The sequence below is a fragment of the Shewanella litorisediminis genome (genome assembly GCF_016834455.1).
Lineage (GTDB): Bacteria > Pseudomonadota > Gammaproteobacteria > Enterobacterales > Shewanellaceae > Shewanella > Shewanella litorisediminis.
Map to the genome: position 1 here is coordinate 1933118 of NZ_CP069213.1, position 12894 is coordinate 1946011.

Below are 12894 nucleotides of genomic sequence, written 5' to 3' on the forward strand. Positions count from 1 at the left end.
CCGCCCATAAGGCGGCTTTTTGTTAATCGAATCGCTTATACGCGGTTCGCACTTCTCTTGATTAGAAGTTAGCGCTGCGTGGTGCGCGTGGGAATGGGATCACATCACGGATGTTACCCACACCGGTCACGTAAGACACCAGACGCTCGAAACCGAGACCAAAACCGGCGTGTGGCACAGTGCCATAACGGCGCAGGTCGCGATACCACCAGTAGTCTTCTTTGGACAGGTTCATCTCTTCGAGGCGGGCATCCAGTACGTCCAGACGCTCTTCACGCTGCGAGCCACCGATGATTTCACCGATGCCGGGCGCCAGTACGTCCATGGCAGCTACCGTCTTGCCGTCTTCGTTAAGGCGCATGTAGAAAGCTTTGATATCTTTCGGATAGTTCTTCACCACCACAGGGGCTTTGAAGTGCTCTTCGGCCAGATAGCGCTCGTGCTCAGACTGCAGATCGATACCCCATTCAACCGGGTATTCGAAGGTCTTGCCGCAGTTTTGCAGGATGTCAACGGCGTCGGTGTAATCCACCTGGGCAAAGTCGCTGCTGACAAAGTTTTGCAGACGATCGATAACGCTGCTGTCCACGCGCTCGGCGAAGAACTTCATGTCATCCATGCGCTCTTCCAGTACGGCGTTGAAGCAGTACTTGAGCATGGCTTCTGCCAGACCGGCGACATCGTTCAGATCAGCAAAGGCCACTTCTGGCTCAACCATCCAGAATTCCGCCAGGTGACGGCTGGTATTGGAGTTTTCGGCGCGGAAAGTCGGGCCAAAGGTATAGATTTTAGACAGGGCACAGGCGTAGGTTTCGCCGTTCAGCTGACCGGATACGGTCAGGAAGGCTTCTTTGCCGAAAAAGTCCTGGTCGTAATCTACCTTGCCAGCGTCAGTACGTGGCAGGTTTTCCATGTCCAGGGTAGAGACGCGGAACATCTCGCCAGCACCTTCACAGTCAGAGGCGGTGATGATGGGAGTGGATACCCAAATAAAGCCATTCTCGTGGTAGAAGCGATGAATAGCCTGAGACAGACAGTTACGCACACGGGCCACGGCACCGATGATGTTGGTACGTGGACGCAGGTGAGCCACTTCGCGCAGGTGCTCGATTGAGTGGCGCTTGGCCGCCATAGGATAGGTATCGGGATCGTCTACCCAACCTGCTACTTTTACGGCAGTGACCTGCAGTTCAAACGCCTGGCCTGAGCCGGGAGACTCCACCAGGTTACCTGTCATTTCCACAGAGCAGCCAGCGGTAAGCTTCAGCACTTCGTCATTATAATTGGACAGAGCATTGGGCACTACGCCCTGAATGGCATCGAAACAGGAGCCGTCATAGACGGCGAGGAAGGAGATCCCTGCCTTGGAATCCCGACGGGTACGAACCCAACCGCGCACCGTGATCTCGGTGCCGGGGGCGAAATCACCCTTAAAAACGGATGCGATAGATGCAATGCTCATTGCTGCGCTTATCTCCAACGAAACATGTAATATAAAATCAAAAAGGAGGTTTATATTACCTTTCCGGTGGCTTTTCTCAAGCTGAAAAAGGTATGCTGCGGAATATATTCACAATCTTGTGGAGCCGGGTTGCACAAATGGAGGTGAGCCATGAGTAAACTGCGTATTTTTCAGTTACTGCTGGCAGGTTTGTCCATTTTGGGATGGGCCCTGGCGATATGGGCATTGATGCTGTTTCACGAGGCCCGGCCCGATCGCGCCGTGGGGTATTTTCTGTCAAAAGGTGCGACAGTGAGGTTATTCTGGGAACCCTCGTTAACCCTGCGTCTGGAGCAGGTCATCTGGATAGTCTGCGGGGTGAGCCTGGTGAGCCTGCTGTTTAACGTCTATGTGGCGCAGCACAGCCGTATGGGGTACTGGTTTAACATTCCCTTGTTATTGCTCTCTTCTTTGGCCGCCGGGCTTTACATGAGTTTCTGGGTGTAGTGCTGTTTTCGTGCGCCCAACTCAACCAATCTGCCACCCAGTCACTCTGTCTAATCGCCGTGTTCTGCGTCTTTACAAAGCAATGAGGTTAAATTGCACCGCCGTCTTTCAGGTGGCGGCAGAGTAAATCTATCATCGCGGCTGTGGCGCCCCAAATAAGGCGTCCTTCCCAGGGGATAAACACAACCTGATAGCTGTGGCCCTGACGCTGAAATTGCCGTGTGTGCCTGTGTTTGTCCTGCATAAAAAAGCGCAGCGGTACCCGAAAACACTCAGCGACTTCACCGGGATCGATTCTTAATTCAAATGGGTCTTTCACTAGGGCCAGTACCGGCGTGATTTCAAATCCGGTAAAGGTTCGGTGGGTGGGGAACTGACCCAAGAGTTCCAAATTTTCACTTTGAAGGCCGATTTCTTCTTCAGCTTCCCTGAATGCGGTATGTGTAGGGCTAACATCGCTGGGCTCGACCTTGCCACCGGGAAAACTCACCTGGCCGGGATGGGCTTTAAGGTGGGTGGGTCGGGTCGTGAGAATGAGCTGAAGTTCGCCGTTGAGCTCCTCAAGCGCCATCAGCACGGCCGCTTGCCTCACTCTGGTTTTCAGCGGTGCCGACACTATGGCATGGCGAAGTGGCTGCAACGAAAAATGCAACCTGAGTTCCTCTATGCTGATGGCGCCCGCTCCGGTAAAGGGCATAAACAATCAATCCTGTTCCAAAATCGGCAGAATACGGCTGACCTTGTCGAAGGTTTCCTGATACTCACAGTCGGCATTTGAGTCGGCCACCACACCGCCACCGGCCCAGCAGTAGAGCTTGCCATCGACAGCGGCCAGGGTGCGGATGGTAATACTGGTATCCATATTACCGTGCTGGCTGATATAACCGATGGAGCCACAGTAAATGCTGCGACGGGATGGCTCAAGCTCTTCAATGATTTCCATGGCGCGTATTTTGGGGGCACCCGTGATAGAGCCGCCGGGAAAGGCTGCTTTTAACAAATCAAAGGCATCCTTGTTTTCGGCAAGCTCAGCGGTCACTGTGCTGACCAAATGGTGCACCGCAGGGAAACTCTCCACATCAAAGAGCTTGGGCACCCGCACGCTGCCCGGGCTTGCTACCCGGCCGATGTCGTTTCGCAGCAAATCCACAATCATCAGGTTTTCGGCCCTGTCTTTGGGCGATGCTTTCAGTGCTATGGCATTGGCTTTATCGGCTTCTGGGTCGGCTAATCTTGGCAAGGTGCCTTTGATGGGCTTGGTTTCAACCGCTTTACCGTCGAGTTTGATAAAACGCTCCGGAGAGATAGACAAAATCGCCCCTTCATCAAGCCGGATAAAGGCCGAAAAAGGCGCGCGATTGGCGCCGCGGAGTTTAAGGTAGGCCTGCCATTCACTGCCCTGATACCCGGCACTGAACCTTTGGGTCAGGTTTATCTGGTAACAATCGCCGCTCGCCAGGTAAGACTGCACCCGGGCAAATTTTTGCTGATATTGTTCACGGGTGATTTGTGGCGCAAACCTGCTCAGCAGCGAGAATTCAGCAGCAGATTGAGCGCAGGTTTGGTAGCCGGTGCGATCCTGTTCAAGCCGTGCCAGGGTTTCGTTCAATGCATCTTCACCCAAATAGTGCACAAGATGCCATGAATCTGATTGATAGCTGTGAATCAAGGCCCAATCATAAAAGCCAATACAGGCCAATGGCAGATTAATGTCGTTAATTGCGGTATGTGGCAACCGCTCAAGGCGTCTGCCCAAATCATAAGTAAAGGCGCCAATCGCGCCGCCGCAAAATGGTAGCGATGTATTTTTTTGAACGCTGAAAAGTGCTTGCTGAACCGACTGCAGCTGCGAAAAAGGGCACTCAGCATTGTCAATTATCTGAGTATTGCCCTCGTATGTGAGTTCAGAGTGACCTTCGTATACCTTGAGCGTGGCGATAGGTTCTGCCACCAGAATGTCACAGTGAGCGTCCATGTGCGGTGCATCGGCGGAGTCCAGCAGCATAGACCATGGCTGATTGGCCAAAGGGGCAAAGATGTCGGTACTTGACGCGTGCCAATCGAGTGTTTTAACGGCGATTTGTGCATGATTTATACGGGTGGGCAGGGGTGGAAACATCGATTAACCTTATTCAACTTGTGATGTAGCCCAAAGATTTGCAACAGAGTATCATATTGGCCGAAAAAGGATTAACCAAAACAAAAGGCCTGGTCCCACAGGGTCTGTGGTCTTCCCTATAAATAGAGCTGTCAACAAAGCTGAGAGAGTCGGAGCATAACGTGTCAGAGAATCACTCGCCGGTCGTGATCAAGCAGGCCGATTTCATTGAAAGTATTGCCGATGCCCTGCAATACATCTCCTACTACCACCCTAAAGATTTTATCGATGCCATGGCTGAGGCCTACGAGCGCGAGCAGAGCGCCGCCGCCAAAGACGCCATCGCTCAAATTCTGATTAATTCCCGCATGTCGGCCGAGGGCAAGCGTCCTCTGTGCCAGGACACCGGCATCGTAACCTGCTTTGTGAAAGTGGGCATGGGTGTTCAGTGGGACAAAACCGACATGACAGTGCAGCAGATGGTGGATGAGGGCGTTCGCCGCGCTTACACCAACCCGGATAACCCGCTGCGCGCTTCCATTGTGGCCGACCCTGCCGGTGGCCGTAAAAACACCAAGGACAATACCCCTTCTGTGGTGCATATCGACATGGTCCCGGGTAACCATGTGGAAGTGGCCATCGCCGCCAAGGGCGGCGGCAGCGAGAACAAGTCCAAGATGGTGATGCTGAACCCATCGGACGATATCGCCGCCTGGGTTGAAAAGACGCTGCCTACCATGGGTGCTGGCTGGTGTCCGCCCGGCATGCTGGGTATTGGCATCGGTGGCACCGCCGAAAAAGCCGCTGTGATGGCCAAAGAAGCCTTGATGGAAAGCATCGATATCCACGAGCTGATGGCCAAAGGCGCTGAAACCGCAGAGGAAAAGCTGCGCCTGGATATTTTCGAGCGCGCCAACGGTTTGGGTATCGGTGCCCAGGGCCTCGGCGGTTTGACCACGGTGCTGGATGTGAAAATCAAATCAGCGCCAACCCACGCGGCCTCCAAGCCTGTGGTGATGATCCCAAACTGCGCTGCCACCCGTCACGTGCACTTCCACCTGGATGGCACGGGTCCTGCGGATCTCGCGCCGCCAAGCCTCAGCGACTGGCCAGAGATCACCTGGGAAGTGGGCGAGAGCGTGCGCCGCGTAAACCTGGATACCGTGACTCAGGCCGACATCGAAACCTGGAAGAGCGGCGATACCCTGCTGCTGTCCGGCAAAATGCTCACCGGTCGTGATGCGGCCCACAAGCGCATTCAAACCCTGATTGAGTCGGGTGAAGGCCTGCCGGAAGGTGTGGACTTTACCGGCAAGTTTATCTACTACGTTGGGCCAGTTGACCCGGTTGGTGACGAAGTTGTGGGTCCTGCCGGCCCAACTACCGCAACCCGCATGGATAAGTTTACCGATCTGATGCTGGATAAGACCGGTCTGATGGGCATGATTGGTAAGGCCGAGCGCGGTCCTGCCACCGTTGAGTCTATCAAACAGCACAAGGCGGTTTATCTGATGGCCGTTGGCGGCGCCGCCTATCTGGTGTCCAAAGCCATTAAGCACGCCCGCGTGGTGGCTTTTGAAGATCTGGGTATGGAAGCCATCTACGAGTTCGACGTGCAGGACATGCCTGTGACTGTTGCGGTGGACACCCAGGGTGTGAACGCCCACGAGACTGGCCCTGCCATCTGGAAGGTCAACATTCAGAACGCCAAGGCGTAATAACATTGAATTTTGATACAAATCCATAATTGAAAAGGGCCCAGACACACTTGTCCGGGCCCTTGTCTTTGGATTAATGTGTCTTTTTTGCCGGGATGGCAAGCTTAATAACCGGCTCGCCGGAAAACCTAAACCAAAAATCATAAACCCTAAGCTATCAACAATAACAAACAGCATTGCGGACAACATCCATGAAGAAAATAAGCGCTATTGCACTGTCGCTGGCCCTGGCCGGTGTATCCGGTGCCGCGTTCGCCTCGGGCGCCGAGCCATTCACGGTTCAGCATCTGGTGAAGCTCAACAAAATGCACTCGCAGGCCCTGTCTCCCGATGGCAGCAAACTGGTGTATGGCCTGAAAGAAATCAATGATGATGGCAGCAGTGAGTCCAACCTGTTCCTGCTGGATTTGACCAACCCCAATGCCGCCCCCCTGCAGCTGACCAGCGCCAAGGGTACTGAGCACGATGTGGTATTTGCCGCCGACGGTAAATCCATTCTGTTTTTGGCCGGTCGTGATGGCACCAGCCAGCTGTATCGTCTGCCATTGACTGGCGGTGAAGCGGTGAAAGTGTCTAATTTTCCCTTGGATATCAATGGCATCAAGCTGTCGCCAGACGGCAATAAGCTCGCCATGACCTTACGGGTGTTCCCCGAGTGTGACACCCTTGAGTGCTCCAAAGACAAGTTTGACGCCGAAGCCAAGCGCAAGAGCACTGGCCGCGAATACAGCCAACTGATGGTGCGTCACTGGGATACCTGGCATGACCATGCCCGTAATCACCTGTTTGTAGCCGACATCAATGGCAACACCCTGGGCGCGCCAGTTACCGTGACCAAGGGCCTTGATACCGAAGTGCCGCCCAAGCCGTTTTCCGGCATGGAAGAAGTGGCCTTTACTGCCGACAGCCAGTATCTGGTGTACAGCGCCAAGGCGCCTTCCAAAGATCAGGCCTGGACCACCAACTACGATTTGTGGAAAGTGAGCGTAAAGGGTGGTGAAGCAGAAAACCTGACTGCCAAAAATACCGCCTGGGATGCCCAGCCAGCCTTCAGCAGCGATGGCGCTTACATGGCTTATCTGGCGATGAAGCGCCCCGGTTTTGAGGCCGATCGCTATGCCATCATGCTGCGGGATCTGAAAACCGGCCAGGAAAAAGAAGTGGCCCCCCTGTGGGATAGAAGCCCTTCATCCATTCAGTTTGGCGACGACAACCGCACCCTGTACGTTACCGCTCAGGATGTGGGCCAGGTATCTATTTTTGAAGTAAATACCCAGTTTGGTGACGTGCGCTCAATTTACAACGATGGCAGCAACAGCCTGGTGGGTGTTACCGGCGACAAGCTGGTGTTCACCCATCGCAGCCTGGTGGAGCCCGGTGACGTGTTTACCATCGGCAAGGATGGCGATCGCCTGACCCGCCTGACCGAAGTAAACAAAGATAAACTGGCCAAAATCAAGTTCGGTGAATTCCAGCAGTTCTCCTTCAAGGGCTGGAATAATGAAACCGTACACGGCTACTGGATAAAGCCTGCCAACTACAAAGAAGGCAAAAAGTACCCTGTGGCTTATCTGGTGCACGGTGGTCCTCAGGGCTCCTTCGGTAACAGCTTCAGCCATCGCTGGAATGCCCAGCTGTGGGCCGGCGCCGGTTACGGTGTGGTGATGGTGGACTTCCATGGCTCTACCGGTTATGGCCAGGCCTTTACCGATTCCATTTCCCAGGACTGGGGTGGTAAGCCCCTGGAAGATCTGCAAAAAGGTCTTGCGGCCGTTGGCAGCCAGCAGAAGTGGCTGGATGTGAACAACGCCTGTGCCCTCGGCGGCTCCTATGGCGGCTACATGATGAACTGGATCCAGGGTAACTGGAACGATGGCTTCAAGTGTCTGGTGAACCACGCGGGTCTGTTCGACATGCGCTCCATGTACCATGTGACCGAAGAGCTGTGGTTCCCAGAGTACGAGTTTGGTGGCACCTACCAGAAAAACCGCGATCTGTACGAAAAGTTTAACCCGGTCAATTACGTGGAAAACTGGAAAACCCCCATGCTGGTTATCCACGGTGAGAAGGACTTCCGCGTACCATACGATCAGGGCCTGGCAGCGTTCAGCTACATGCAGCGTAACGATATTCCATCCGAGCTGCTGATTTTCCCTGAGGAGAATCACTGGATCCTGAATCCCGACAACTTGCAGCAGTGGTATGCCAAGGTGCTGGGCTGGATGGACCGTTGGACCGCTAAATAATCCAAACTCCTTGTAATACAAAGAAGAAGCCGGGTAATCGCCCGGCTTTTATTTTGAGAAAACTTGAGTATAGTGTCGCTTCTTTTCTCTATTTAACCGACCTGTATTTAAGCAACCTGGCAAGGAGCCCCTTATGGCCATGAAGACCATCGACTATCAGGACGCCAGAGCCCTGATGCAACCCGGAGACGTGATTGCTTTTGGCGGCCGCGCCCCTTTTTCTATGCTGACCAAGTTTATGACCCAGTCCAGTGTGTCCCATGTTGGTGTGGTGTTGCAAACCCGGGTGGTGGAAGACGACTCCGGGCGATTTTTCAATCAAATCATTGAGTCTACCGAACTTAACGGCTTTACCGGCGTGCAGGTCAATCGCTTCAGTGACCGTTTGAGTTACGAAGGGGACATTTGGTGGCTGCCGCTTTGTCCAACGCTTCGGGAAACTCGTTTCGATCAGCGCCGTTTCTACGATTTTCTCTTTAATCAGGCAAAGTCTCGCAAGCCGTTCGACTTGTCTCAGGCGTTGATGTCTGCCTTTGATATTTTCGATAATCTCAGGGGGCCGGGATACAACCATAAGGATTACAGCCGTTTCTTTTGCTCAGAGCTGGTTGCAGCAGCCTTTGAGCAAGCCGGGGTTTCCGGCAGCATCAATGCCAGCGAGGTGACACCCATCGATTTATGCCGCTGGCGTATTTATGCCGATCACTACTATCTGATCAAGGGGGAGGGCGAGCCTGAGATTTCCCGCTATAACAGCCGTTGTCCCTCCGAATGGAACTGTGCTTAGCTGACAAAGGGTTAGCCAAACAGCGGCGCTGGATTATCAAGGGGATCCTGCGCCGAATTACTTATTTCTAAAAGTAATAAACATATAATTACAAAGTCTCCGCAGTAATAGGGTAAGCTAAACATAGTTTGTGCTTTTTTTTGCCGTTCTGATATCTTTCGCGCTGAGCGGGCAACGATATTTTTTGCAATAACTTTGGCATAAAACACATCGTCGCCTAAGCTATAAACACTCTTGTTTTCAACACTTTTCGGGTCATTCTCCCTATGGTTCGTTCTCCTCGCACCGCCAGTATCAAACCCAAGGCCATGGCAGCCTTGCTGTTTGGCATGTCTGCTGTTTCCCCAATGCATCTCTACGGCGCTGAGCCAGAGCAGTTGCAAACGGTAAAACCTGCCGTTAAAGCGGAAATGCCGCCAAAGCCAACCAAGCCAACTCAGGTGCGCTTCGCAAAAACAGGTAATTTTGATGCGGACACCGTTGTGCGCATCGCCAGACAACTTGCTGCCAAACCCTATGTTGCTTTGAGCGATCCGCTTCCACCGGGTCTCGCCAACATCAGTTACGATGAGTATCGTGATATTCGTTTCAAGCCGGAGCAGGCTATTTGGAAACAGGACGCGCTGCCGTATCAGATGCAGCTCTTCCACCGCGGTTTTTACTTTCAGGATCTGATTGAAATCGCCATTGTAGAAGGCAAAAAGTCTACTCACCTGTCCTATGACCCATCATTGTTCAGTGCCGGTGAAGTTATTCGTGAAAAGCTGCCCAATGAGGACATTGGCTACAGTGGCTTGCGGGTACATTATCCGCTGAACAGCAGCGAATACTTTGATGAGCTTTTTGTGTTCCAGGGCGCCAGTTACTTCCGCGCCTTGGGTAAAGGCAATGCCTATGGCCTGTCAGCCCGAGGTCTGGCCATTAAAACTGCGGATCCCGCTGGTGAGGAATTCCCGGTTTTCCGCGCCTTCTGGATAGAAAAGCCCAACTTAGAAACCAACCTCATTGTGGTTCACGCCCTGCTGGACAGCCCCAGTGTGGCCGGTGCTTACCGTTTCTCTATCCGTCCCGGTGAAAATACCCGTATGGATGTGGAAGCCGTGCTCTTCCCGCGCGTAGAGCTTGCAAAGGTGGGCCTGGCACCCAGCACCAGCATGTACATGCATTCCCCCAATGGCCGTCATATGACCGATGATTTCCGCCCTGCGGTGCACGATTCAGATGGTCTTCTGATGATTAACGGCCGTGGTGAGCGTTTGTGGCGTCCACTGGCAAATCCAAAAGATCTGCAGGTGAGCGCCTTTATGGACAACTCCCCACAGGGCTTTGGTTTGCTGCAGCGTGAACGTAACTATGTGAACTATCAGGATCTCGAAGCCAATTATGAGCGTCGTCCCAGCCTCTGGGTTGAACCCGTGGGTAACTGGGGTGCCGGTGCCGTTGTGCTGACTGAAATCCCGACCCAGTCTGAAATTCACGATAACATAGTTGCCTTCTGGAAGCCGCGTCAGCCGCTGGCGGCCGGAAGCGAGTACCGCTTTGCCTATCACCTGTCATGGGGCGCTAACCCTGTTCCTGTTGATAACAGCATTATCGTGAGCCGCAGTGCCAGTGGTCGCGCTGACATTGCCAAGCCAACGCCTAAACGCCTGTTTGTGGTGGATTATGAGATTAAAGGCGAGCGTCCGGGCAAGTTGCCAACCCCCAAGGTGGAGACCTCTGCGGGCGTTATCAGCAATGTCGTTATCCGCGAAAACCCCAAGTCCAACGGCTATCGTTTGTCGTTTGAGTTTGACCCGGGTGAAACCAAACTGGCCGAGTTTCGTGCCGAGCTTAAGTTTGCCGAACCCCGCAGCGTAGAAACCTGGCTGTACCGTTGGACGCTCTGAGACAGGTATGACACACAAGTTGCTTGAAACTCCGTCTCCGGCGTTGGCCGGAGACACCGCCATGCCGCCGGAGCGTCCGGCGGATATGCCAACCCAGTCACTCAAATCCTTGAGTGAAGGCTTTCCCCGCACACCCATCTCACCATCCGGTGTTAAGTCCAGCGCCTTTAAGCGCTGGTCTGTGGTGGGCTCAGCACTCCTCTTGTCTGCATTTGCCATTTACGAAATGCGAGGGGTGTTTTTGCTTGGCGGCCTGACACCACTGGAATACCTGGTGCTGGTGCTTTTTGCCATTAACTTCTGTTGGATTGCGCTGGCATTTTGTGCCGGCATCGCCGGGATGATTTCTATCATTCGCGGTAAAAAATCCGCGGCGGAACAGGTGGAACTCAATACCCGCACCGCCATCCTGATGCCCACCTATAACGAATCCCCTGATCGGGTGTTCGCCGCGGTGGAAACCATGGCATTGGCGCTTGCCGATACACCTGATGGCCATGCCTTCGATTGGTTCATCTTGAGCGATACCACAGACCCGGAAGTGGCGCTGGCCGAAGAGCATGCATTTTGGCTTCTTCGCGAAGTCACAGCGGGAAAGGCACGTGTGTATTACCGCCGCCGGCGCAAAAACGTGGCTCGTAAGGCCGGTAACGTGGCCGACTTTTGTCGGCGCTGGGGCAGTAGCTACGACCATCTGTTGGTGCTCGATGCTGACAGTGTGATGGAAACCTCCACCATAGTGTCGTTGGCCAGACGCATGCAGGCCGATCCGGACGCAGGCCTTATCCAGACTATTCCGGCCCTTATCAAGGGGACAACCCTGATGGCGCGGGTGCAGCAGTTTGCGGCCCGCTTCTATGGCCCTGTCATTGGCACGGGTTTGGCCTGGTGGGTACAAAAGGAAGGCAACTTCTGGGGCCACAATGCTATTATCCGCACCGAAGCCTTTATGAAGGCTGCGGGACTGCCGCATTTGTCAGGCAAACCGCCATTCGGCGGCCATATTTTGAGCCATGACTTTGTGGAAGCAGCGCTTATCCGCCGCGCGGGTTGGAGCGTGAAGATTGCTGCCGATCTCTATGGATCCTATGAAGAGTGCCCGCCGTCTATTATCGATATGGCGGTACGCGATCGTCGTTGGTGTCAGGGCAACCTGCAACATACCCGTGTTTTGCCTGCCAAGGGTCTGCACTGGGTAAGCCGGATGCATCTGGTTACGGGGATCATGTCTTATCTGTCATCGCCATTCTGGCTGATGCTCATCCTCTCGGGTTTGCTGCTTGCCCTGCAGGCGCACTATATACGTCCAGAGTATTTCTCAGATCAGTTCTCGCTCTACCCAACCTGGCCTGTGATGGACTCAGACAGAGCATTGCGGCTTTTCTACATCACCATGGGGGTGTTGTTCGGTCCCAAGATCTTCGGTTTGCTGCTCTTGGTGTTCGACAATAAAACCTGCAAGGCCTTGGGCGGCAGATTGCGGATAGCGCTGAGCACCATCACCGAAGTGATACTCTCGGCCATGATTGCGCCCATTATGATGTTTATCCATTGTGGGGCTGTGCTCTCCATCCTCTTTGGCCGTGACAGCGGTTGGTCGCCCCAGCGTCGTGACGACGGCAGTCTGCCCTGGAAGGACCTTATCTATCGCCACCGTTGGCACATGATTGCAGGTTTGCTTTTGGGTTATGCCGCCATACTCGACTCTTTGACGCTTCTTGCGTGGATGTCGCCGGCGTTGGTGGGGCTCTGGCTTGCCGTGCCCTTATCGGCGGCCACGGCTTCTGGCCTTATCGGACAGTGGTTCAAGGACAGGAAAATTCTTGCCACTCCGGAAGAGGTGAATGAACCCGCCATAGTGGCAGCGGCAAGCGCAAGGCGTGAGTACTATGCCGAGGCGCTGAGCGAGAGCTGGAACGTGCCTATGCTGCTTGGTAATACCGAACTGATGGCGCTGCACATGAGTATTATGGATAAGCTACCTACCCATGTGCCCGGCAGCCCCATCGAGCCCCTCGAGGCGATTGCGCGGGTCAAGGTGCACGAAGCCCAGTGTCAAACCAGCCTGCTGGCGCTCTTAAGCCGCCAGGAGCTTGGCTATGTGCTTGGCAACCCCTTGCTGATGAAACACATGCAGCACCTGCCTGAAGCCTATGCCGATGACGATCTGGTGACTATCTGCTGATGTGTGAGCGTCCAGAATAATAA

Annotated in this window: 9 protein-coding genes; 6 read left to right on the forward strand and 3 right to left on the reverse strand. The window is 54.0% G+C overall.

The window, feature by feature from the left end:
* Positions 1-61 precede the first annotated feature (61 nt).
* A complete protein-coding gene (gene asnS, locus JQC75_RS08405) occupies positions 62-1462 on the reverse strand; it encodes an asparagine--tRNA ligase (RefSeq protein ID WP_203326939.1) in 1401 nt (466 codons plus the stop codon).
* A gap of 150 nt (positions 1463-1612) precedes the next feature.
* Here asnS and JQC75_RS08410 point away from each other — a divergent pair, with 150 nt between their 5' ends.
* Positions 1613-1948, forward strand: a complete 336-nt coding sequence (locus JQC75_RS08410; RefSeq protein WP_011759799.1) for a hypothetical protein — start codon at positions 1613-1615, stop codon at positions 1946-1948.
* A gap of 88 nt (positions 1949-2036) precedes the next feature.
* On the opposite strand, the gene JQC75_RS08415 is transcribed toward JQC75_RS08410, so the two are convergent.
* Complete coding sequence (locus tag JQC75_RS08415; RefSeq protein WP_203326940.1) at positions 2037-2645, reverse strand: CoA pyrophosphatase; 609 nt, start codon at positions 2643-2645, stop codon at positions 2037-2039.
* 6 nt (positions 2646-2651) lie between these two features.
* Positions 2652-4067, reverse strand: a complete 1416-nt coding sequence (gene pabB / locus JQC75_RS08420) for an aminodeoxychorismate synthase component I (protein WP_203326941.1) — start codon at positions 4065-4067, stop codon at positions 2652-2654.
* A gap of 161 nt (positions 4068-4228) precedes the next feature.
* Here pabB and JQC75_RS08425 point away from each other — a divergent pair, with 161 nt between their 5' ends.
* From JQC75_RS08425 to mdoH, 5 genes are all read left to right on the forward strand, one after another.
* Positions 4229-5764, forward strand: coding sequence for a fumarate hydratase (locus JQC75_RS08425; RefSeq protein WP_203326942.1), 1536 nt, complete (start codon positions 4229-4231; stop codon positions 5762-5764).
* Between the two features lie 191 nt (positions 5765-5955).
* Complete coding sequence (locus JQC75_RS08430; RefSeq protein ID WP_203326943.1) at positions 5956-8010, forward strand: dipeptidyl-peptidase 5; 2055 nt, start codon at positions 5956-5958, stop codon at positions 8008-8010.
* 133 nt (positions 8011-8143) lie between these two features.
* Positions 8144-8797, forward strand: a complete 654-nt coding sequence (locus JQC75_RS08435; protein ID WP_239002117.1) for a hypothetical protein — start codon at positions 8144-8146, stop codon at positions 8795-8797.
* Positions 8798-9063: 266 nt separating this feature from the next.
* Complete coding sequence (locus JQC75_RS08440) at positions 9064-10686, forward strand: glucan biosynthesis protein G (protein WP_203326944.1); 1623 nt, start codon at positions 9064-9066, stop codon at positions 10684-10686.
* 7 nt (positions 10687-10693) lie between these two features.
* Positions 10694-12871 carry a glucans biosynthesis glucosyltransferase MdoH gene (gene mdoH / locus JQC75_RS08445; protein ID WP_203326945.1) on the forward strand — a complete coding sequence of 726 codons (2178 nt, stop codon included), beginning with the start codon at positions 10694-10696 and terminating at the stop codon, positions 12869-12871.
* Positions 12872-12894 lie beyond the last annotated feature (23 nt).